Source organism: Microbacterium sp. Kw_RZR3 (genome assembly GCF_029222405.1).
Classification (GTDB): Bacteria; Actinomycetota; Actinomycetes; order Actinomycetales; family Microbacteriaceae; genus Microbacterium.
In genome coordinates this window covers 1-20,879 of sequence record NZ_JARHXC010000177.1, presented here as the reverse complement: position 1 = coordinate 20,879, position 20,879 = coordinate 1, and the positions used below count along the sequence as shown (strand labels likewise).

Genomic DNA, 20,879 nt, shown 5'->3' with positions numbered 1-20,879 from the left:
CCGAGCATGACGTAGCGGGTGGCGCGTTCGACGAGGGTGACGATCGCGGACTGGTTACCTGCTCCCATGATCAGATCCCCCTCCCAATGCCCCGGGGACGGCGCGGTCCGACACTTCCGGCGGTCGCTCACTGATCATCACCATCGGATCAACGAAACGGCTCGTGCGGTGCTCGGGGGTGCGGTGCGGTTTGCGGCGGGCGCGCCCGGTGCGCAGCGCATCGGCGACCTCGCGTTTCAAACCGCCGCGAGCCTGGACGTAAATCGCCTGGTAAATCGTCTCCGCGCTCACCTGCATACTCTCGTCGCCCGCGTGATCTCGCGACAGGACGCCGCTGATCTGTCCCGGAGACCATTGTTCCTTCAGCCGGTCCGAGACGTACTCCCGCAACCGTCCGGGCTGGGCCAGCTTCGCGGGCTTCGGCCGGACCCTCTTCGCCGCGGCATCGCGGTGAGCGGCGTGCGGCAGGTAACGCCCGTTCGCATCCCTGCGCGCGTCGAGTTCGCGCTTGATCGTCGACGCTGCCCGGTCCAGCTCCCGGCCAATCGACCGCAACGTCCACCCGAGCCGCCGTAAATCGGCGATCTTCTCTCGCTCCTGCAGAGACAGCAGCCGAGAACCGATCTGCGCCGGAACCCGGGGCGGTGGGGTCGTCATGGACTCCATCGTGGTGCGCCCAGTCGAGTAGTCAACGCGTCGCCCGTCCGGGTAGAACCGCGAGTTCCGCGAATGCCGGACCCCGTGATCCCAATCCCGTGCGGTGCGCTCGTGGATGCCGACCTGCGCCGCGGCGTCCCGCCGCGACACACCTTCCCCGCGCAGCCGGGCATACTCGCCCCGACGCGGATGCGGCCGCGCCGGGAACTTCCCCTCGGAACGGAACCCCGCCTTCCTGGCCCAGGTGAAACCCGTATTCCGATTTATCCCGAGCTCTCGCGCAGCCAACGTCACACTGCCGAGTTCCTTCAACAGCGTCAGGAACTCATCCCGACGACGATCCTTCTCCTCCGAAAACGACACGGTGGTCGCAACCTCCCAAAATCTGGGGTGTTGCGACCACCGTTAGAACCCGCGATCGGGGCGGGCGCCTTCTTCATTTGACTCAGCGCGCGGCGGAGTCGGTGTCGTCCTTCTGAGCTGCCGCCTGCGGCGGGGCGGGAGCGGTCGAGGGCGTCTCGATGTCGGCGTCCTCGACGGCGATCGGGGCCGCGGTGGTCGGGGCCGCGGAGGGAGGGGTCGCGAAGTCCGGGGCCTGCTCGGGCGCCGTTTCTTCGTCGCTGGTCCAGTCGATGGTCTCGATGGCGACCTCGGGGTTCGTGCGCGTCGAGACGACGGTGGCGACGGCGAGGGCCGAGGCGAGGCCGATCGCGCCAGCGGCGAGCACGGCGGCACCCACCGACACCCAGGACTGGGCGACGTAGACGGTGACGACCGTGGCGTTCGGGTCGTTGACCAGGGCCTGGATCGCGTTGACCTGAGCCAGGACGAGGACGAGTCCGCCGATCACTGCGGCGAGCGACGCGATCACGAGAACCCAGAACGGGACGTTGGTGACCAGACGGGGACGGGTCTGCATGAGATGTACTCCTTGTCGTTCCGCGCCCGGGGGAGGCGCGGATGCGGTTTTCGGCGGCGAGGCGCCGGGTGTCCGGGCACAGGGGCGCCGGACAGTCCACGGTGGCGTATGCATCAGGGCGATGGCTAGGGGTCGCCGATGAATCACCTATGAGCGTATAAGGGTCGCGCTCCACCAAACGCGAAGGCCGCCCCGGCGCACGGCATCCGGGGCGGCCTTCGCGAGTGCGGTCCGTCAGCCGAGTGCGGAAGCCGTTTCGCGCCGGTCGGCGTCGGCGACGGATGCCGCAGGCTTCTTCAGTCGTAGCACGACGACGGTCATTGCGGCGGCGGCGAGGGCCGCGAGCACCATATGGGTGCCAACGGCGATCTCGGGCAGGCCGTTGCGTGCCTGGTACAGGCCGACGGCGATCTGCACGAGCTCGACCGCCAGGAGGGCTGTTGCCCACCGACGTACGGGCAGTCGCAGACGCCACGCGGCGATGACGACGATCAGCGTCAGGATGAAGAGGGCGTACCCCGGCCAGGAGTGCACGTGCTCGAGGATCTCGGCGTCGAACCCGTTGCGACCGGCCGCGGCGTCGCCCGAGTGGGGGCCGGCCCCGGTGGTGAGGACACCGAACACGATGGTGAGGGCGAGGACGCCCGTGGTCGCGTGGACGAGACCGGCGAACCATCGCGGAACGGCGAGGACGCGGCTCCCGGCCGGCCCCGACATCAGCACCAGGAAGGCGGCGCACACGGCGACCAGCGACACCGAGGCGATGTAGTGGAAGCCGACGATGAAGGGATTGAGGCCCGTGAGGACGGTGACCCCGCCCACGAGCGCCTGCGCGACGACGCCGCCGAGCACGATCAGCGCGAGCACGAACAGCGCGCGGCGCTCGCGTCGCATTCGCCAGACGAGGACGACCACGACGAGGGCCAGGATGCCGACGAGACCCGTCAGCGTCCGGTTTCCGAATTCGATGACCCCGTGGATCCCCATTTCGGGAGTGTTGACGATCGAGTCGGCGGTGCAACGCGGCCAGGTGGGGCAGCCGAGCCCCGAACCGGTCAGACGGACGGCGCCGCCGGTCCCGATGATCAGGACCTCGGCGACGAACGAGAGCCACGCGAAGACGCGCACGCGGCGGTCGACGTCGGCCGGCAGCCACGCGACGAAGCGGCGCAGTCCTTCGGCGAGGCGAGAGCGGGCGGGGGAGGTCGAGGCGGAGGACATGCGTCGGGCTTCCTGGCAGCGGGCCGCTCGGGGCCGTCGGGGCAGTGGTGCTGCCGTGCCAGGAGCGGGTCTTGCCTGTAGAATCAAAGGGTCCGGGTGCAGCGCTCACGCGTTCGGCACCAGAGACAGTCTAGGCGCGCAGCCAGCGCCTTCGAGCGGGCTCACCAGCGACCTTCCTGAGACTTCGACCGGAGTCCGGAATGTCGGGGCGGATGACACCGTTGCAGCCCGAGAAGGAGAGTGATCACCATGTCCGATGTCCTCATCGACCGACCAGAGCTCGAGAGCCTGGGACAATACGAGTTCGGCTGGCACGACACCGACGCCGCCGGCGCGGTGGCCCAGCGCGGGATCAACGAGGACGTGGTGCGCGGCATCTCCGCTCTCAAGTCCGAGCCCGAGTGGATGCTGAAGACCCGTCTGAAGGGGTACCAGCTCTTCGGTCGCAAGCCGATGCCGACGTGGGGCGCCGACCTCTCCGACATCGACTTCGACAACATCAAGTACTTCGTGCGCTCGACCGAGAAGCAGGCGCAGTCGTGGGAGGACCTCCCCGAGGAGATCCGCAACACGTACGAGAAGCTCGGTATCCCCGAGGCCGAGCGCCAGCGTCTCGTCGCCGGTGTCGCCGCCCAGTACGAGTCCGAGGTCGTCTACCACCAGATCCGCGAGGACCTGGAGCAGCAGGGCGTCATCTTCATGGACACCGACACGGCCCTGCGCGAGCACCCCGAGTTCTTCGAGGAGTACTTCGGCACCGTCATCCCCGCGGGCGACAACAAGTTCGCGGCGCTGAACACGGCGGTGTGGTCGGGCGGCTCGTTCGTCTACGTCCCGAAGGGCGTGCACGTCGAGATCCCGCTGCAGGCGTACTTCCGCATCAACACGGAGAACATGGGCCAGTTCGAGCGGACGCTGATCATCGCCGACGAAGACAGCTACGTCCACTACATCGAGGGCTGCACGGCTCCGATCTACAAGTCGGACTCCCTGCACTCGGCCGTGGTCGAGATCATCGTGAAGAAGAACGCCCGCGTGCGCTACACGACGATCCAGAACTGGTCGAACAACGTCTACAACCTCGTCACCAAGCGCGCCGTCGCCCACGAGGGCGCGACCATGGAGTGGGTCGACGGCAACATCGGCTCCAAGGTGACGATGAAGTACCCGTCCATCTACCTCATGGGCGAGCACGCCAAGGGCGAGACCCTGTCGGTCGCGTTCGCCGGTCCCGGTCAGCACCAGGACGCGGGCGCGAAGATGATCCACATGGCGCCGTACACGCAGTCGTCGATCGTCTCGAAGTCCATCGCCCGCGGCGGCGGTCGCGCCGGCTACCGCGGTGAAGTGCGGGTGGATGCCAACGCGCACCACTCCGCGAACACCGTGCGCTGCGACGCGCTCCTGGTCGACACGATCTCGCGTTCCGACACGTACCCGGCGATCGACATCCGCGTCGACGACGTGCAGCTCGGCCACGAGGCGACCGTCTCGAAGGTCAGCGAGGAGCAGCTCTTCTATCTGCAGTCCCGCGGCCTTCCCGAAGACGAGGCCATGGCCATGATCGTGCGCGGGTTCATCGAGCCGATCGCCCGCGAGCTCCCCATGGAGTACGCGCTCGAACTCAACAAGCTCATCGAAATGGGCATGGAAGGCAGTGTTGGTTAAGTGACGACTGCGACTGAAACTCCCGCAGCCGCCAGCGGTCATGTCGACCCGGCAGCCCTCGTGGCATCCGTCGTCCCGGTGCAGACGCGCTCGGAGCGACCCACGTCGTTCGACCCCGCCGACTTCGGCGTTCCCACCGGCCGCGAGGTCAACTGGAAGCTGAGCCCGGTCGATCGGCTCGCGCCGCTCTTCGTCGACGAGGCCGGCCCGACCGGCGTCATCGAGGTCGACGTCCAGGCGCCCGCGGCGGTCGAGCAGCTGCGTCTCGCGGCGGGCGATGCCCCGCGCGGTGAGCACTTCCGCCCCGAGGACCTGCCCGCCGCCCTGGCGTGGACGCACGAGCCCGAGGCTCCGCTGCTGCGCATCCCGGCGAACGTCGAGCTCGACGAGCCGATCGTCGTGCGGCTCACCGGCACGGGCGGCCTCGCGCACGCCCACGTCGTGATCGAGGCGCAGCCGAACTCCCGCGGCACCGTCGTGCTGCGGCACGAGGGCAGCGCGCAGCACGCTCAGAACGTCGAGATCCTCGTCCGCGACGGCGCAGAGCTCACGGTCGTGTCGGTGCAGAACTGGAACGACGACGCGATTCACGCCGCCTCGCATCAGGCTCGCGTCGACCGCGACGCGAAGCTCACCCACGTCGTGGTGAGCTTCGGTGGCGGCGTCGTCCGCGTCAACCCGTCGGTCGAGCTCGCCGGCGCCGGCAGCGAGGGACGCCTGTACGGCCTGTCGTTCTCGGACGCCGGCCAGCACCTCGAGTCGCAGGTCTACCTGCACCACAAGGGTCCGCACACCGTCGGCGACGTGCTCTACAAGGGTGCGCTCCAGGGTGAGAGCGCCCGGAGCGTGTGGATCGGCGACGTCCTCATCGGTTCGGATGCCACGGGCACCGACTCGTACGAGGCCAACCGCAACCTCGTGCTCACCGATGGTGCGCGCGCCGACTCGATCCCCAACCTCGAGATCGAGACGGGCGACATCCAGGGCGCCGGCCACGCCAGCGCCACGGGTCGCTTCGACGACGAGCAGCTGTTCTACCTCCAGGCCCGCGGCATCGCCGAGGAAGAGGCGCGGCGTCTCGTCGTGCTCGGCTTCCTCAGCGAGATCGTCCAGCGCATCGGCATCCCGGAGCTCGAGAGCGAGCTCATCGCGGCGATCGAGCGCGAGCTGGCCGAGGGGGCTGCCGCGTGAGCGCGACGCGTGCCTGCGCGCTGAGCGACCTCGTCCAGGACGAGGCGCGGCGTGTCGAGATCGACGGCGTCGCGATCGCCGTCGTGCTCGACGGTAACGGCGATGTCCACGCGATCGGCGACGTCTGCACGCACGGCGACATCTCGCTGTCCGACGGCTTCGTCGAGGGAGAGACGCTGGAGTGCTGGGCACACGGCTCCGCCTTCTCGTTGAAGACCGGCCGCCCGCTGAACCTCCCGGCCTACGAGCCGGTCCCCGTGTACGAGGTCGTGATCGACGGAGACGACGTGCTCATCGATCCGTCCGTCACCAAGGCGACGGCCTGAGCGCCGCCCACGACGCCGCTCACGACGACGCCCACGACCTGAAGACTTTACGAGTAAGGAACACCATGTCTGTCCTCGAGATCCGCGACCTCCACGTGACGGTCGAGACGGAGAACGGTACGACCCCGATCCTCAACGGTGTGACGCTGACCATGCGCACCGGTGAGACCCACGCCATCATGGGCCCCAACGGCTCCGGCAAGTCGACCCTGGCGTACACGATCGCCGGTCACCCGAAGTACACCGTGACGAGCGGTTCGATCACCCTCGACGGTGAGGACGTGCTCGAGATGAGCGTCGACGAGCGCGCTCGCGCCGGCCTTTTCCTCGCGATGCAGTACCCCGTCGAGATCCCCGGTGTCACGGTCACCAACTTCCTGCGCACGGCCAAGACGGCCATCGACGGCGAGGCGCCGGCGATCCGCAGCTGGACCAAGGACGTCAAGGGCGCCATGGAGAACCTGCGCATGGACGCGAAGTTCGCCTCGCGCAACGTCAACGAGGGCTTCTCGGGTGGCGAGAAGAAGCGTCACGAGATCCTCCAGCTCGAGCTGCTGAAGCCGAAGATCGCCGTCCTCGACGAGACCGACTCCGGCCTCGACGTCGACGCGCTCAAGATCGTGTCCGAGGGCGTCAACCGCGCCAAGGAGCAGACCGACCTCGGTGTGCTGCTCATCACGCACTACACCCGCATCCTGCGCTACATCCGCCCCGATTACGTGCACGTGGTCGTGAAGGGCCGGATCGTCGAAGAGGGCGGTCCCGAGCTCGCCGACCGACTCGAGGAAGAGGGCTACGACCGCTTCCTCGAGGCCGGTACCCCGATCGACGCGTAAGATCGTTACATGACCGCAACCCTCGCTCCCGAGAAGTACGACGAGGTCACCGAGGCCCTGAAAGACGTCATGGACCCCGAACTGGGGATCAACGTCGTCGACCTCGGCCTCATCTACGACCTCGCGTGGGACGACGAGAACGACGCGCTCGTCATCCACATGACCCTCACCTCGGCCGGCTGCCCGCTGACCGACGTGCTCGAAGAGCAGACGGCCCAGGCCCTCGACAACGTCGTGGATCGCTTCCGCATCAACTGGGTGTGGATGCCGCCGTGGGGCCCCGAACGGATCACCGACGACGGCCGCGACATGATGCGCGCCCTCGGCTTCGCGATCTGAACACGATCTGAACACGACGTCCTCATCCCGGAGTCCATGGTTCTGCGCCCTCGGCTTCGCGATCTGAACACTTCATCGAATGCCCATCCCTCCGGGGGTGGGCATTCGTCTTTCACCCCGGATCGACATCGGTTCGTGTTTCTCCGTCTGACACCGGGATTCCGTGGCGTCCTGGGCTCTCATTAGGCTTTCGGGATGAGCGTTCCCCCCTTGAAAGCCCTGCCGCTCGACCTTCTCCGCCAGCGCAGCAGCACCAAGTGGCGCTCCTACCGCGACGATGTCATTCCGATGTTCGTGGCGGAAACGGACTTCGCTCTCGCGCCCGCCATCACGGCGGCGTTGCACCGCGCCGTCGAGATCGGCGACACCGGCTACACGCCCCCGCGACCCGGCATCGATCTCGACTTCGCCGCGTACGCCGACCGTCGCTGGGGATGGCGCCCCGACCCCGCGCGAATCCGCTGGACCGGGGACGTGATGATGGGGGTTGTCGAGGTGCTGCGCGCGGTCACCTCGCCGGGCGACCGCGTGATCGTCACCCCGCCGGTGTACCCCCCGTTCTACGACACCGTGGAGGAAGCTGGCGCAGTCGTCGAACGCGTCCCGCTGCTCGACGACGGCGAGCGTTGGTCTCTCGACCTCGAGGGGATCGAGCGCGCGCTGGCGGACGGCGCCCGCTCGGTGCTGCTCTGCAATCCGCACAACCCCACCGGGACCGTCCACACGCGGGAGTCGCTCGCGGAGCTCGCCCGGCTGGTGCACCGCTACGGGGCCACGGTCGTCAGCGACGAGATCCATGCGCCCCTGACCCACGCACCGTCCGTCTTCACCCCGTTCCTGGATGCCGGGCCCGAGGCGGCTGCTGTGGGCTACGCGGTCACGAGCGCGAGCAAGACGTACAATCTGGCGGGCCTGAAGTGCGCCGTGATCGTGACCGGCTCGGAGGAGACCGCGGCGGTGGTGCGGGGGCTACCGTGGGAGGTGGAGTGGCGGGCAGGGCTCTTCGGCGTGATCGCCAACCGCGCCGCCTTCGCGGCCGAGAGCGACGCGTGGCTCGATCAACTGCTGGTCGCCCTCGACGAGAACCGCCGTCTTCTGGCGGAGCTGCTCGCTGAGCATCTGCCGCTCGCGCGTTACCGCCTGCCCGAGGCGGGGTTCCTCGCCTGGGTGGACGTGTCGGCGTACGGCTGGGGCGACAACCCGGCGCCCCACATCCGCCGCGAGGCGAAGGTCGCCCTGCATCACGGTCCGCTCTTCGGGGCGGAGGGTGTGGGCCACGTCCGCATCAACGTCGGGTGTGCGCCCGAGGTGCTGCGCGAGGCGATCGAGCGGATCGGCCGGCTCGCGCGCGGCGCGTGACGGCCGGTCGTTCGACCGTGGGGTAACGGATGCCGGGGTCCTGGCATCCGGGAATAGGTAAGGGTATCCTTATCCGGTGACCGCCACCGCCACGCGCCCCGCCTACCGTCCTTACGTCGCCGTGGTGAAGGAGGCACGCAGGCTGTCGCCGCACTTCGCGCGAATCACGTTCACCTCCGCGGATTTCGACGTTTTCGGCACCGACCGACGTGACCAGCGGATCAAGATCGTGCTGCCCGGGCCGGACGGACAGTTGTGCGACATCGGTCAGAACGATCCGTCGGCGATCGACAACGGCGAGTGGTACGTCCGCTGGAGGGATCTGCCCGACGCGGAGCGGATGCCGTTCCGCACGTACACCGTGCGGCGGATCGATCCCGAGGCGCGCGAGCTCGACGTCGACTTCGTGCTGCACCACGACGCCGGGCCCGCGGGGGCGTGGGCCGAGGCCGCGGCGCCGGGGGACTCGATCCTCGTCGTCGGTCCCGACGCGCGCAGCCCCGAGTCGGCGCAGGGGATCGACTTCCACCCGGGCACGGCTCGGCGCCTTCTGCTGGCCGGCGACGAGACCGCCGCTCCGGCGATGTGCGCGGTGCTCGAGGGACTCGAGCTCGACATGGACGTCGACGCGTTCATCGAGGTGCCGACCATCGACGACGCTCTTCCACTGGCGGTCGGCGATGCGCGGGTGACCTGGCTCGCCCGCGACGACCGCTCGCACGGCGAGGCCCTGATCGAAGCCGTCGAGGGGTGGACGCGAGCGTCCGGCGACGTGCTCGCCCGGGCTGCGGCCCCGCGGCCGCAGGAGCTCGAGGATATCGACCTCGAGAAGGAGCTGCTCTGGGACAGCCCGGAGGACGGAGAGGGCGAGTTCTACGCGTGGATCGCGGGGGAGTCGTCGACCGTCAAGACGCTGCGCCGGATGCTCGTGCAGGGATGCGGCGTCGACCGCAAGCGCGTCGCCTTCATGGGGTACTGGCGCGAGGGGCAGACGGAGCGCTCGGCCTAGGAACGCCCGTGACAGCGCGGGGGCTGGGATGTCGGCATCCCGGCCCCTCAGCTCGACTCAGCTCAGCTCAGCGCCTGCTCCGGCTCGGTCACCGTGTGGTGCCGTCCGATCGGGATGACCATCGGTCGACCGGTCAGGGGGTCGGGAACCACACGACTGTCGAGACCGAACACCTCGCGCACGATCGCCTCGGTGAGAACCTCGGACGGATCGCCCGCAGCGACCACGCGACCCTGCGCCATCGCGACCAGGTGGTCAGCGTAGCGCGCAGCGAGGTTCAGGTCGTGCAGCACCATCGCCACCGTCGTTCCGCGCTCGTGGTTGAGATCGGTGAGGAGGTCGAGCACGTCGATCTGGTGGCTGATGTCGAGGAACGTGGTCGGCTCGTCGAGCAGCAGGACGTCGGTCTCCTGCGCGAGCGCCATGGCGATCCAGACGCGCTGGCGCTGCCCGCCGCTGAGCTCGTCCACGGAACGATCCGCGAGGCGCGCGGTGTCGGTCGCCGCGAGGGCGCGCGCCACGGCGGCGTCGTCAGCGCTCGTCCACCGCGACAGCGCACCCTGATGAGGGTGGCGGCCTCGGCTGACGAGATCCGAAACGGCGATGCCGTCGGGGGCGATCGGGGACTGCGGGAGCAGTCCCAGCACGCGCGCCACCTGCTTGGTGGGTTGGCGGTGGATCGCCTTGCCGTCCAGAAGGACCTGGCCCGCCGAGGGCGTGAGCAGGCGTGCCATGGCCTTCAGTAGCGTGGACTTGCCGCACGCGTTCGCCCCGACGATCGTGGTCACCCGGCCAGGCGGGATCCGGAGGTCGAGCGTGTCGACGATGGTCCTGTCTCCGTAGCCGAGGGTGACACCCTCGGCCACCAGGGAGCGCTCGACGGTCATAGCGAAGTTCCTCCGGATCGGCTGCTGCGCACGAGCAGGTAGATGAGATAGGGCGCCCCGAGAACGCCGGTGATGACGCCCACGGGAAGGCGGGTGCCGAAGGCGTACTGGCCGCAGAAGTCGGCCACGAGGACCAGCAACGCGCCGATGAGGCCCGCGGGGAGAATGGGGGAGCCGACGGGCCCGAGGAGTCGCACCGCGATCGGGCCCGCGAGGAAAGACACGAACGCGATGGGGCCGGCGGCGGCGGTGCCGAAGGCGAGCAGCCCCACGGCGGCGACGATGAGCAGGACGCGACTACGTTCGACGGGCAGCCCCACCGCGGCGGCCGTCTCGTCGCCCATGCGCAGGATCTCGAGCCGGCCCGAGAGGGAGAGCACCACCGGTCCGAGCACGAGGACAGCGACCATCACGGGCAGCGTCCGATCCCACGTCGCATCGTTGAGGTTGCCCGTGATCCAGCGCATGGCGGCGGGCAGGTCGTACTCCGCGGCGCGCGCGATGACGTAGGACACCACGGCCTGGCACATCGCGGCGACGCCGATGCCCACGAGGATCAGCCGCGCGCCCGATCCGCCGTTTCGGTAGGCGAGGAGATAGATCGCGAGGGCGGCTGCGAGGGCGGCAGCCATCGCCAGAAACGACACGGCCGTCTCTCCGAGCCCGAGCACGACGATGCCGATCACGGCTGCCGCGCTCGCGCCGGTGTTGATGCCGATCACATCGGGGCTCGCGAGGGCGTTGCGCAGCATCGACTGGAAGATGACGCCGCCCATTCCGAAGCACAGACCCGTGAACAGCCCGGTCACCGCGCGGGGAAGGCGCAGCTCGCCCACCGTGAACGACGCTCCGGACACGCGTTGCCCGGTGAGGACCCCCCACACCTGAACGGGGGAGTAGGCCGTCTGCCCGAGCATGAGGGAGAGTGAGAAGGCGGCGATCACGAGGAGCACGAGGATGCCGGTGATCAGTGCCCACCTGCGGCGGCGGCGCTGACGCCCGGCGATGACGGAGGTCAGCGCGGGGGATGAGGGGGAGACGAGGGTGACGGTCACAGCGCTCTCATCCTCTGGCGCCGGACGAGGGCGATGAAGAACGGGGCACCGACCAGGGCGGTGACGATGCCGACCTCGATCTCCTCGGGTCGTGCGACGACGCGGCCGACGATGTCGCCGAGAGTGAGCAGGGTGGCTCCGCCGAGAGCCGACACGGGGAGCAGCCAGCGATGGTCGACACCGACGACGAGGCGGATCATGTGGGGGACGACGAGACCGACGAAGCCGATGGGCCCGGCGACCGCGGTCGCGGCTCCGCACAGGATGACGGCGCCACCGGTGGAGACGAGCCGCGCCGTGCGCACGCGCGCACCGAGCCCCGCGGCGAGCTCATCGCCGAGGGCCAGGGTGTTGAGCGTCGATGCGCAGGCGAGGCAGATCACCAGCCCGGCGAGGAGAAAAGGAAACACCTGAAGGATGGTTTCGAACGTCGCGCCGCCGACGCCGCCGATCTGCCAGAAACGGAAATCGTTCATGACGTTGATGCGCGGAAGGAGGACGGCGCTGGTGAGAGAGCTGAAGGCCACGGCACTCACGGCGCCGGCGAGCGCAAGACGCAGCGGCGTGGCTCCACCGCGGCCGAGCGAGCCGATCGCATAGACGACGACCGCGGCCGCGGCGGCACCGATCATGCCGACCCAGATGTATGACGTGGCAGATCCGAGGCCGAAGAAGGCGATCCCCACGACGATCGCGAGTCCCGCTCCGCCGTTGATGCCCAGGATCTGCGGGTCGGCGAGGGGATTGCGCGTGGCCCCCTGCAGGACCGCGCCAGAGACCGCGAGAGCCGCGCCGACGAGGATCGCCAGCAGCGTGCGCGGAACGCGCTTGGCGACCGCGGCCGCCGAAGCGGTGTCGGTGGAACCGGTGAGCCCGGCCCAGACGTCCACGGCTGTGACGTCGCGCGCGCCGAAGGTCACCGACAGGACCGCGGCGATGACGAGCACGACGACGAGCGCCGTGACGCCGACGGCACGCCGCCGCCCCCAGTGACGCGCGCGGGCGTCGCCGGGGGCGGCGAGTGTCGGGGAGACAGCGGTCATCGGGCCGACGGGCGGGTGAGCCGCATCAGGACGCGGCATTCTCCGCGGCGGCCCCGACGAGGCCGATGTACTCATCGCCGTAGCTCGTGCCGATGTTGAGCGGCGTCGGGGTGATGGCCGACGAGAGGGTCGAGCCGCTCTCGATCACAGCGATCGCCCCGTTCGCCACGGCCGGGATCTTCGACAGCAGCGGGTCGGCCTGCATCGCGGCGATCATGCCGTCGGCTCCGTAGGCCACCATGACCTGGACGTCGGCGAAGTTCTCGATCTGCTCGGTGGAGGGGGTGAACCAGAAGGTGTCCGATGCCGCCGACTGCGAGGCGACGTAGGAGGACGGCGCGAGCCCGAGCTCCTCGAGGTAGCCCATGCGCGGGTCCAGCGTGTTGTAGAAGCCGAGCGTCGACAGGTTGGTCGGGTCGTAGTACGTGAGGAGCGACTTCTTGTCGGCGATGGCGGGATATTTCGCCGCTTCGTCGGTGATGTGCTTCTCCTTGTCGGCGACGAGTGCCTCGGCCTCGTCCTTCAGGCCGAGCGCGGTGCCGCCCAGGACGGTCATGTCCTGCCAGGTGGTGCCCCACGCGACATTCTGGAAGGTCACGACCGGCGCGATCTTGCTGAGTGTGTCGTACTGCTCCTGCGTCATGCCGGAGTACGCGGCGAGGATGACATCGGGCTGCGCGTCGGCGATGGCCTCGTAGTCGTAGCCGTTGGTCTCGTCCATGAGCACCGGGGTCTCGGCGCCGAGCTCGGCGAGCTTGTCCTTCGTCCAGGGCAGCAGGCCGTCGCCGTCCTCGTCCGCGTAGGTCACCTTCGGCATGGCGACCGGAACGACACCGAGCGCCAGAGCGACGTCCTGGTTGCCCCAGTCGACGGTGACGACCCGCTCGGGCTTGGCGGAGATGGTCGTCTCGCCGAACACGTTGCTGAGGGTCACGGGGAAGGCGCCGTCCGCCCCGGTGGATCCCTCCGAGGAGCCGGGGGCGGCCGTGGTGCCGGCGCAGCCGGAGAGGACGAGGGCGGAACCGACGGCGAGAGCCGCCAGAGCGCGGAATCGGGACACGAAGAGCCTCCTGCGTGTTAGGTAAGGATTGGCTTAGTTTAGGTCAGGCTTCGGGTGTCAACGCAAACCCGGATGCCGAGAACCCGGGCGATCGTCTCGACGCCGAGGTATCGAGGCTCGGGGCGGCCCCGCTCGTTGTCGGGGGACGTTCGGCGACCCGGCCGTATACTGGGTGGCTGGCCTTTCTCTGGCCGATCCCCGACCCCGAAGAACGGACGTTCGCTGTGCTTGCCGTGCACGACCTCGAGATCCGCGTGGGCGCCCGCGTGCTCATGTCCGACGTGTCGTTCCGCGTCTCCGATGGCGACAAGATCGGACTCGTCGGGCGCAACGGTGCGGGAAAGACCACCCTGACCAAGGTGCTGGCGGGCGATCTCCTGCCCTCGAACGGCGGCGTCGACCGCTCGGGCGAGCTCGACTACCTCCCGCAGGATCCCCGCTCCGGCGACCCCGAGATGCTCGCGCGCACGCGAATCCTCGACGCGCGCGGGCTCGGCTCGCTCGCCCTCGGTATGCATGAGGCGTCGATGGCGATGGGCGACGACGACCCGGCCGTCGCGGCGAAGGCGATGAAGAAGTACGGCAACCTCACCGAGCGGTTCGAGGCGGCGGGCGGCTATGCGGCCGAGGCCGAGGCGGCATCCATCGCCCATAACCTCTCGTTGCCCGACCGCATCCTCGACCAGCCGCTGAAGACCCTCTCGGGTGGGCAGCGCCGCCGTATCGAGCTCGCGCGCATCCTCTTCTCCGACGCGCAGACGATGATCCTCGACGAGCCGACCAACCACCTCGACGCCGACAGCGTCGTGTGGCTGCGCGAGTTCCTCAAGGGCTACAAGGGCGGGCTCATCGTGATCTCGCACGACGTCGAGCTCGTCGGCGAGACCGTGAACCGGGTCTTCTACCTGGATGCCAATCGCCAGGTCATCGACGTCTACAACATGAACTGGAAGAACTACCTGCGCCAGCGGGTGGCCGACGAGGAGCGCCGCAAGAAGGAGCGCGTCAACGTCGAGAAGAAGGCCACCGCCCTGCAGCTGCAGGCGGCGCGGTTCGGCGCCAAGGCCTCGAAGGCCGCCGCCGCTCACCAGATGGTCGCGCGCGCCGAGAAGATGCTGTCCGGCCTCGACGAGGTGCGCCAGGACGAGCGGGTCGCGAAGCTCCGGTTCCCCAAGCCCGCGCCCTGCGGCAAGACGCCGCTCATGGCGTCAGGACTGTCGAAGTCGTACGGCTCGCTGGAGATCTTCACCGACGTCGACCTCGCGATCGACCGTGGCTCGCGCGTGGTGATCCTGGGCCTCAACGGTGCCGGTAAAACGACGCTGTTGCGCATCCTCGCCGGCGTCGACCAGCCCGACACGGGCCAGCTCGAGCCCGGCCACGGCCTGAAGATCGGCTACTACGCCCAGGAGCACGAGAACCTCGACGTCAACCGCTCGGTGCTCGAGAACATGATGTCGTCGGCCCCGCACATCACCGCCACCGAGGCGCGCAAGGTGCTCGGTTCGTTCCTGTTCGTCGGCGACGACGTGCTCAAGCCGGCCGGCGTTCTCTCGGGCGGTGAGAAGACGCGCCTGTCGCTCGCGACGCTCGTGGTGTCGTCGGCGAACATGCTGCTGCTCGACGAGCCGACGAACAACCTCGACCCCGCCTCACGCGAAGAGATCCTGGGCGCGCTCGCGCACTACGAGGGCGCCGTGGTGCTCGTCTCGCACGACGAGGGAGCCGTCGAGGCGCTCAACCCCGAGCGCGTGCTGATCCTCCCCGACGGTGTCGAGGACATCTGGGGTCGTGACTACGCGGATCTGATCACGCTGGCTTGACGCCGGCCTGCTCGCGCAGGCCTGGCGTGTCGGATCGGTCTCGCTGGACGGGCACGCCGGGTTGATCACGCTCGCCTGGTCACGCTGGCCTGATCGGACCACGGATGCCAAGAATCCGGCATCCGTTCCCGTTCAGCGTGCGTCGAGAAGGGCGTCCTCGTCGTCGGCGTCGCGATCCTTCGGGCGCTTGCGTGCGCGATGCAGGGCGACCGGGTCGACGCGACGGCGGGGTTCGGCGCTCTCGCTCGCGGGCAGCGCAACAGGTGCGAGCTCGTCGTCATCGTCGTCGGCTTCCTCGCGGCGGAGCTTGCGCTCGCTGACGATCACGTAGGTGATGAAGCCGAAGCCCATGAGAGCGAACAGGATCCACTGGATCGCGTACGACAGGTACGGACCGGGGTCGTCGCTCGGCGGATCGACGGGCAGCGGGGCGTCAGTGGGAGCCGGGTCCTCCGACATGAGCAGTCCGTAGGCGCCGGGTTCGATGGGGCCCGTCTGCTCGGCGACGAGGCCGAGATTAATCGTCGGCACCTGACCCGCCTCAGCGGTGCGTCCCGAGGTCGGCGCGGCCTCGCCGGGGCGCAACCGCGCCTCGACCGTTACCGTGCCCGCGGGGGGAGCGGGGATCTCGTCGGGCAACGACTGACTGTTCCCCGGCGGAAGCCAGCCGCGGTCGATGAGGAAGACGCGGCCGTCGGTGAGGCGGAACGGCACGAGCTGCTCGTAGGCGGCGGAGCCGTTGTGCGCCCGGTTGCGCACCAGCAACTGCTCGTCGGCGAGGTACTGGCCCTCGAGCCGGACCGGTCGCCACTCGTCGGAGGGCGCCAGGTCGGCGCCGGGAGCGAGGAGATCACCCAGCGCGACCGGTGTCGCGTCGTAATTGTCGGTGACGAGCTGCAGCTGCTCGCTGCGCTCGGCGTTGCGCGAGAACTGCCAGTTCGACAGGTACGCACACGCGATCGCGAAGAGGATCGCGATGCCGACGTACATCGCCCAGCGTGCACCCGTGGGCATCTCGCGCGCGCTCACAGGGCCTCGCCTGCTCGGGCGACCGCGGACAGAGCCTGCACCTCAACGGGGAAGTCGCGCGCGCTCAAGAACTCGCGGAGATACGACACGTGCGCTTCGCACGCCACCCACGTCTTACGGCGCTCGGCGGTGTGGATGCGCGGATTGCGCCAGAGGATCGCCCACACGGCGGTGTCTCGGCATCCGGCTCGCGAGCACTCCGCGGCCTCGGCGGTCACGAGCGGTCGTCGCGAGCGGCGTCGAGTCGCGACGTCTCGGCGATACGGATCACGGTGGGGGCGGCCGGCGCTGGCGTCGGCGCAGCCGGGGCGGACGCCTCGAGAGACCGCTCGGGTGCCTCGGCCGCACGTGCACCCACGTCGGCGCCCACGTTCGCCACGATCACGGCGAGGTAGGGGAGGAAGATCGCCCCCGCGGCGAAGACGAAGGTGTACCACCCGTAGGGCTGCACCACGGCCATGAGCACGAAGCACGCGATACGGATCCCCATCATCACCATGTACTTGGTGAAACGGGAGCCGGCGTCTTCCCGCGGGGCCTGCGGGAGAGACGTCGCGGATTGGGCACGGGACGATGTCTTCACGGTCCCCCCAGGGTACGCCCGTTCGCGCACAGTGCGGACCGTTGAGGAACGCTGACCGTTCAGTAACGGTAGCTCGAGCTGGTCGCGAGAAAGAAGGTGAAGAAAAGAGCGATGGAGATCACGATCAGCGCGATGTTCACCCACCCGAGGATCACACCCGTCAGAGCGAGGCCGCGCCCCTTCTCGCCGCTGCGCTTGATCTGAGCGAGTCCGATGTGTCCGGTGATGACGCCGACGAGCGGACCGACGAACGGCAGCATGACGAAACCGGCGATGGATGCCACGAGCGAGATGATCGCGAGGACATTCGTCCGCGCGGTCGCCGCGTACGAGCCGTACCCCTGGGTGCCGTAGCCGGCGTAGCCCTGCGCCCCGTAGGCCGCTGTGCCGTAGGCCGGAGCCGGGTAGCCCTGGGTTCCGTAGGGCGTCGCGCCATAGGCAGGGGCGGCGTCGGTCGCGGGGGCCCCGTAACCGGTCGAACCGGATGCGGGAGGGGCGTCGGTCGCGGGCGCCGGATATGCCGGGGGCGCGGGCGTCGCGGCGGCGTCGCCGGGTGTCGGAGCGCCGTACGCGGGCGGGAGCGGCGGCGCGGTGGAGGTGCCCGCCGCGGCGGCATCCGCGTTCGAGGCGGAGGTGCTCGATGCGTCCGGCTGCGGCGTGTCCGTGCTGGTCGAGCTCGGGGAGGCCTCGGGGGTGGAGGGAGCGTCGATTCCCGACGTCGCGCCCGTCTCGCCGGTGTTCGGGTCCTGGGTGCTGTTGTCGCTCACGGCGTTCCCTCTTCTCGCCCGGTGGTCTGCCCGCGCCGCTCCAGGTTTCCAGCGCCGCGAGGGTCGTGTCAAACCTCGCGTGGCACGGTGCGAAGCCGTTCGAGGGCGTGCGAAGGCGTGCGAGGCCACGGCTGCAGGGCGAGCGCCGGATAGGCTGGGCCGGTTCCATTCCGCCGTATCGCAGGAGTTCACATGTCGCAGGACCGCGTCGTCGTCGTCACCGGAGGAAACCGCGGCATCGGGCGCGCCATCGCCGAGCGGTTCGTCGCCGAGGGGTGGCGCGTCGCCGTGACGGCACGCTCGGGCGAGGGCCCCGCGGGCACGCTGACCGTCCGCGCAGACGTGACGGACGCCGCAGCCGTCGACGCCGCGTTCACCCAGGTCGAGGCCGAGCTCGGCCCGATCGCGGTCGTCGTGGCCAACGCCGGCGTCACGAAGGACACCCTGCTGCTGCGCATGAGCGAGGACGACTTCGACAGCGTCGTGAACACGAACCTCGGCGGCGCGTTCCGCGTCGTCAAGCGTGCGTCGAAGGGCATGCTCAAGGCGCGCTGGGGTCGCGTCATCCTCATCTCGAGCGTCGTCGGCCTGTATGGCTCGGCGGGACAGATCAACTACGCCGCGTCGAAGAGCGCCCTGGTCGGGTTTGCCCGCTCGCTCACCCGCGAGCTGGGTGGCCGCGGAATCACCGCCAACGTGGTCGCGCCGGGCTTCATCGAGACCGACATGACGGCCGAGCTTCCCGCCGACACGCAGGCCGAGTACAAGAAGAACATCCCGGCGGGGCGCTTCGCCTCGCCTGACGAGGTCGCGGGTGTCGTGACGTGGCTCGCGGGCGATGACGCGGCATACATCTCGGGCGCCGTGATCCCGGTCGACGGTGGCCTCGGCATGGGGCACTGAGCGCCCCGTCGAGACGAACGCTCAGTTCTCGGCGACCGGCTCGGACCGGATCGCCGCGACGAGCGCCTTCCCGAGAGCCTCGGGCTGAGCGAACTGCGGCCAGTGTCCTCCGGGTAGATCGACGATCTCGAGCTCGTCCGCCGCGGCGAGCTCGCCGACCCAGGGCGCACCGCCGTCGATCATGCTCCGCACGTCAGTGGACGGCATGAGGCACGTGATCACCGTGATCGGGATGCCGTGGCGGCGGTCGTCGCCCAGCGAGATCGGATCGGTGGGGATCCGCGCGGGGATCCAGGTGACCTGCTCCTCGACCCGCTGACGCGTGGGCGCGTCGAGGTCGGCGACCTCCTCGTCGTCGAAGGAGTCCCACCCGGGGAACGGGACCACGCCGTCGACGATCGGGAACTCCCAGATGCCCGCTCCGTCGAGGGGAGGAACGGCGTCGACGAAGACGACCCGCGCGACGCGGTCGGGTCGCGCGTCGGCGGCACCCCAGACGACGTTGGCTCCGCCGGAATGGCCGATCAGTACGACGGGCTCGTCGTCGCGGTCGATGACGCGGATGACCTCGGCGATCCAGTCCGCGATGCCGACCTGCGCGGAGCCGGCCGCGGGAACGCCGATGCCCGGCATGCTCAGCGGTTCGGGATGATGCCCGGCGGCGAGCAGGGCGGGGACAACCGCGTCCCACGATGACGCCGTGAGCCAGAGACCGGGAACGAGGATGACCTTCATGCGTCGAGGGTAGGACGGGGCTCCGACATTCGCGAGGGTCGGGTCGAGGGTCCCTTCGACAGGCTCAGGGATCTGTCGGCGCCGTGGGGTCGAGGGTGGTCCCTTCGGCGGGCTCAGGGATCTGTCGGCGCCGTGGGGTCGAGGGTCCCTTCGACAGGCTCAGGGACCTGTCGGAGCCGTGGGGTCGAGAGTGGTCCCTTCCGGCGGGCTCAGGGACCTTCAGCGGGGGAGCAGCGCGATGACCTGGGACAGGTCGACCGGACCGATCACGAGATCCGCCCGCTCGCGGACGGCGGGCTTGGCGTTGAACGCGAGTCCGAGGCCCGCGACCGCCATCATCTCGAGGTCGTTGGCGCCGTCGCCGATCGCGAAGGTCGCCGAGAGGGGGACGCCGTGCTCCGCGGCCCACGACCGGAGAGTGTCGGCCTTGGCCGTGGCATCCACGATCTCCCCGTCGACGTCGCCGGTGAGCACGTCGTCGACGGCGACGAGCCGGTTGGCGCGCCAGGCGTCGACGCCGAGATCGGGGGCGACGGTGTCGAGGACCTCGTGGAACCCGCCCGACACGACGCCCACGACGCCGCCGCGATCGTGCACGGCGGCGACGAGGTCGCGCACCCCGGGGGTCGGCTCGATGCGCGCGATCGCCCGGGCGAACGCCTCGGTGGGCACCCCGGCGAGGGCCTTCACCCGGGAGCGCAGGCTGGTCGCGAAGTCGACCTCGCCGCGCATCGCGGCCTCCGTGGCAGCGGCGACCTCGGGTCCTCGACCCGCTTCGTCGGCGAGCAATTCGATGACCTCGTTGCGGATCAGTGTGGAGTCGGCATCGAGCACGACGAGGAAACGGGCGGGCGCTGGCACGCGATCCACGCTAGCGGGTCGCGTGCCTGGCGCGCGGCGTCATGCGGAGCTTCGCGCCGACCCGCCGCGCGTAGGCTCTTCGGGTACCGCCGACTCCACTGAAGGGACCACACCCATGGCCGACGTCGAGAGCTTCACCCTGGACCACACCGCCGTGCTGGCCCCCTACGTGCGCCGAATCGGCACCGAGACGGGCCCCCGCGGCGACGTCATCACGAACTTCGATCTGCGCCTCGTCCAGCCCAACGAGGGAGAGATCCCCACCGCCGGTCTGCACACCATCGAGCACCTTCTCGCGAGCCTCGTGCGCGACCGCATCGACGGGCTGATCGACATCTCGCCCTTCGGATGCCGGACCGGTTTCCACGTCATCATGTGGGGCGAGCCCGAGGTCGCCACGTTGGTCGACGCAATCACCGACTCCCTCCGCGCGATCGCCGAGGACGTCACCTGGGACGACGTTCCCGGAACCGACGCCTTCAGCTGCGGCAACTACCGCGACCACAGCCTGCACAGCGCGCGCGAGTGGTCGAAGGTCGTCCTCGAGAAGGGGATCTCGCGCGACGCGTTCCAGCGCGTCGGGGTCTGACAAGCAGGAAGACAGGAAG

The 20,879-nt window shown here is 69.4% G+C and carries 22 protein-coding genes and 1 pseudogene; 10 read left to right on the top strand and 13 right to left on the bottom strand.

Annotation, left to right across the window (positions count from 1 at the left end):
• From P2P98_RS09275 to P2P98_RS09265, 3 genes and pseudogenes are all read right to left on the bottom strand, one after another.
• Positions 1-807: pseudogene (locus P2P98_RS09275) on the bottom strand (IS30 family transposase); the annotation flags it as partial.
• A gap of 295 nt (positions 808-1,102) precedes the next feature.
• A complete protein-coding gene (locus tag P2P98_RS09270) occupies positions 1,103-1,576 on the bottom strand; it encodes a hypothetical protein (protein ID WP_275799376.1) in 474 nt (157 codons plus the stop codon).
• Positions 1,577-1,810: 234 nt separating this feature from the next.
• Positions 1,811-2,797 carry a COX15/CtaA family protein gene (locus P2P98_RS09265; RefSeq protein ID WP_275799375.1) on the bottom strand — a complete coding sequence of 329 codons (987 nt, stop codon included), beginning with the start codon at positions 2,795-2,797 and terminating at the stop codon, positions 1,811-1,813.
• Between the two features lie 249 nt (positions 2,798-3,046).
• Between P2P98_RS09265 and sufB the strand changes: the two genes are divergently transcribed.
• The 7 genes from sufB to P2P98_RS09230 all read left to right on the top strand — a co-directional run bounded on the left by sufB (position 3,047) and on the right by P2P98_RS09230 (position 9,525).
• Positions 3,047-4,465 (top strand): Fe-S cluster assembly protein SufB, encoded by a 1,419-nt coding sequence (gene sufB / locus P2P98_RS09260; protein ID WP_058597729.1) that lies wholly within the window; start codon positions 3,047-3,049, stop codon positions 4,463-4,465.
• Positions 4,466-5,656: a Fe-S cluster assembly protein SufD gene (sufD, locus tag P2P98_RS09255; RefSeq protein WP_275799374.1), complete on the top strand. Its 1,191-nt coding sequence runs from the start codon at positions 4,466-4,468 to the stop codon at positions 5,654-5,656.
• Positions 5,653-5,982 (top strand): non-heme iron oxygenase ferredoxin subunit, encoded by a 330-nt coding sequence (locus tag P2P98_RS09250; RefSeq protein ID WP_275799373.1) that lies wholly within the window; start codon positions 5,653-5,655, stop codon positions 5,980-5,982. The genes sufD and P2P98_RS09250 overlap by 4 nt, the downstream gene beginning before the upstream one ends.
• Positions 5,983-6,047: 65 nt before the next feature.
• Entirely contained in the window at positions 6,048-6,818 is a 771-nt protein-coding gene (sufC, locus tag P2P98_RS09245) for a Fe-S cluster assembly ATPase SufC (RefSeq protein ID WP_058597732.1), read from the top strand.
• 9 nt (positions 6,819-6,827) lie between these two features.
• Positions 6,828-7,157 (top strand): metal-sulfur cluster assembly factor, encoded by a 330-nt coding sequence (locus tag P2P98_RS09240; RefSeq protein WP_013586729.1) that lies wholly within the window; start codon positions 6,828-6,830, stop codon positions 7,155-7,157.
• A 195-nt stretch (positions 7,158-7,352) separates the two neighbouring features.
• Complete coding sequence (locus tag P2P98_RS09235; RefSeq protein ID WP_275799371.1) at positions 7,353-8,516, top strand: aminotransferase class I/II-fold pyridoxal phosphate-dependent enzyme; 1,164 nt, start codon at positions 7,353-7,355, stop codon at positions 8,514-8,516.
• A 76-nt stretch (positions 8,517-8,592) separates the two neighbouring features.
• Positions 8,593-9,525 (top strand): siderophore-interacting protein, encoded by a 933-nt coding sequence (locus P2P98_RS09230; protein WP_275799370.1) that lies wholly within the window; start codon positions 8,593-8,595, stop codon positions 9,523-9,525.
• Between the two features lie 62 nt (positions 9,526-9,587).
• Here the strand turns inward: P2P98_RS09230 and P2P98_RS09225 are convergent, their stop codons facing one another.
• The 4 genes from P2P98_RS09225 to P2P98_RS09210 are packed head-to-tail and all read right to left on the bottom strand — an operon-like array spanning position 9,588 to position 13,570.
• Entirely contained in the window at positions 9,588-10,412 is an 825-nt protein-coding gene (locus P2P98_RS09225; RefSeq protein WP_275799369.1) for an ABC transporter ATP-binding protein, read from the bottom strand.
• Positions 10,409-11,467 (bottom strand): iron chelate uptake ABC transporter family permease subunit, encoded by a 1,059-nt coding sequence (locus P2P98_RS09220; RefSeq protein WP_275799368.1) that lies wholly within the window; start codon positions 11,465-11,467, stop codon positions 10,409-10,411. Before P2P98_RS09220 ends, P2P98_RS09225 begins: the two co-directional genes overlap by 4 nt.
• Complete coding sequence (locus P2P98_RS09215) at positions 11,464-12,510, bottom strand: iron ABC transporter permease (RefSeq protein ID WP_275799367.1); 1,047 nt, start codon at positions 12,508-12,510, stop codon at positions 11,464-11,466. Before P2P98_RS09215 ends, P2P98_RS09220 begins: the two co-directional genes overlap by 4 nt.
• 25 nt (positions 12,511-12,535) lie before the next feature.
• Positions 12,536-13,570 (bottom strand): iron-siderophore ABC transporter substrate-binding protein, encoded by a 1,035-nt coding sequence (locus tag P2P98_RS09210; RefSeq protein WP_275799366.1) that lies wholly within the window; start codon positions 13,568-13,570, stop codon positions 12,536-12,538.
• Between the two features lie 224 nt (positions 13,571-13,794).
• On the opposite strand from P2P98_RS09210, the gene P2P98_RS09205 reads away from it, so the two are divergent.
• Entirely contained in the window at positions 13,795-15,393 is a 1,599-nt protein-coding gene (locus tag P2P98_RS09205) for an ABC-F family ATP-binding cassette domain-containing protein (protein WP_275799365.1), read from the top strand.
• Between the two features lie 132 nt (positions 15,394-15,525).
• On the opposite strand, the gene P2P98_RS09200 is transcribed toward P2P98_RS09205, so the two are convergent.
• From P2P98_RS09200 to P2P98_RS09185, 4 genes are read right to left on the bottom strand one after another with little or no spacing between them, the layout of a single operon-like run.
• Positions 15,526-16,407: an SURF1 family protein gene (locus tag P2P98_RS09200; protein WP_275799378.1), complete on the bottom strand. Its 882-nt coding sequence runs from the start codon at positions 16,405-16,407 to the stop codon at positions 15,526-15,528.
• A gap of 11 nt (positions 16,408-16,418) precedes the next feature.
• The gene (locus tag P2P98_RS09195) at positions 16,419-16,640 is read right to left on the bottom strand and encodes a hypothetical protein (protein ID WP_275799364.1); all 222 of its coding nucleotides are present in this window, start codon (positions 16,638-16,640) and stop codon (positions 16,419-16,421) included.
• Entirely contained in the window at positions 16,637-17,005 is a 369-nt protein-coding gene (locus P2P98_RS09190) for a DUF3099 domain-containing protein (protein ID WP_275799363.1), read from the bottom strand. Before P2P98_RS09190 ends, P2P98_RS09195 begins: the two co-directional genes overlap by 4 nt.
• A 59-nt stretch (positions 17,006-17,064) precedes the next feature.
• Positions 17,065-17,772, bottom strand: a complete 708-nt coding sequence (locus P2P98_RS09185; protein WP_275799362.1) for a DUF4190 domain-containing protein — start codon at positions 17,770-17,772, stop codon at positions 17,065-17,067.
• A gap of 192 nt (positions 17,773-17,964) precedes the next feature.
• Between P2P98_RS09185 and fabG the strand changes: the two genes are divergently transcribed.
• Positions 17,965-18,675, top strand: a complete 711-nt coding sequence (gene fabG / locus P2P98_RS09180) for a 3-oxoacyl-ACP reductase FabG (RefSeq protein WP_275799361.1) — start codon at positions 17,965-17,967, stop codon at positions 18,673-18,675.
• A gap of 21 nt (positions 18,676-18,696) precedes the next feature.
• Here the strand turns inward: fabG and P2P98_RS09175 are convergent, their stop codons facing one another.
• Complete coding sequence (locus P2P98_RS09175; RefSeq protein WP_275799360.1) at positions 18,697-19,410, bottom strand: alpha/beta hydrolase; 714 nt, start codon at positions 19,408-19,410, stop codon at positions 18,697-18,699.
• Between the two features lie 219 nt (positions 19,411-19,629).
• The gene (gene serB / locus P2P98_RS09170) at positions 19,630-20,271 is read right to left on the bottom strand and encodes a phosphoserine phosphatase SerB (RefSeq protein WP_275799359.1); all 642 of its coding nucleotides are present in this window, start codon (positions 20,269-20,271) and stop codon (positions 19,630-19,632) included.
• A gap of 115 nt (positions 20,272-20,386) precedes the next feature.
• Here serB and P2P98_RS09165 point away from each other — a divergent pair, with 115 nt between their 5' ends.
• Positions 20,387-20,860 (top strand): S-ribosylhomocysteine lyase, encoded by a 474-nt coding sequence (locus P2P98_RS09165; RefSeq protein WP_275799358.1) that lies wholly within the window; start codon positions 20,387-20,389, stop codon positions 20,858-20,860.
• Positions 20,861-20,879 lie beyond the last annotated feature (19 nt).

What these genes read in the sequence shown, in the direction of transcription:
- P2P98_RS09270 (WP_275799376.1), bottom strand. Translation starts at nt 1,576, where the DNA reads ATGCAGACCCGTCCCCGTCTGGTCACCAACGTCCCGTTCTGGGTTCTC.
- P2P98_RS09265 (WP_275799375.1), bottom strand. Translation starts at nt 2,797, where the DNA reads ATGTCCTCCGCCTCGACCTCCCCCGCCCGCTCTCGCCTCGCCGAAGGA.
- sufB (WP_058597729.1), top strand. Translation starts at nt 3,047, where the DNA reads ATGTCCGATGTCCTCATCGACCGACCAGAGCTCGAGAGCCTGGGACAA.
- sufC (WP_058597732.1), top strand. Translation starts at nt 6,048, where the DNA reads ATGTCTGTCCTCGAGATCCGCGACCTCCACGTGACGGTCGAGACGGAG.
- P2P98_RS09240 (WP_013586729.1), top strand. Translation starts at nt 6,828, where the DNA reads ATGACCGCAACCCTCGCTCCCGAGAAGTACGACGAGGTCACCGAGGCC.
- P2P98_RS09235 (WP_275799371.1), top strand. Translation starts at nt 7,353, where the DNA reads ATGAGCGTTCCCCCCTTGAAAGCCCTGCCGCTCGACCTTCTCCGCCAG.
- P2P98_RS09225 (WP_275799369.1), bottom strand. Translation starts at nt 10,412, where the DNA reads ATGACCGTCGAGCGCTCCCTGGTGGCCGAGGGTGTCACCCTCGGCTAC.
- P2P98_RS09215 (WP_275799367.1), bottom strand. Translation starts at nt 12,510, where the DNA reads ATGACCGCTGTCTCCCCGACACTCGCCGCCCCCGGCGACGCCCGCGCG.
- P2P98_RS09200 (WP_275799378.1), bottom strand. Translation starts at nt 16,407, where the DNA reads ATGCCCACGGGTGCACGCTGGGCGATGTACGTCGGCATCGCGATCCTC.
- fabG (WP_275799361.1), top strand. Translation starts at nt 17,965, where the DNA reads ATGTCGCAGGACCGCGTCGTCGTCGTCACCGGAGGAAACCGCGGCATC.
- P2P98_RS09175 (WP_275799360.1), bottom strand. Translation starts at nt 19,410, where the DNA reads ATGAAGGTCATCCTCGTTCCCGGTCTCTGGCTCACGGCGTCATCGTGG.
- P2P98_RS09165 (WP_275799358.1), top strand. Translation starts at nt 20,387, where the DNA reads ATGGCCGACGTCGAGAGCTTCACCCTGGACCACACCGCCGTGCTGGCC.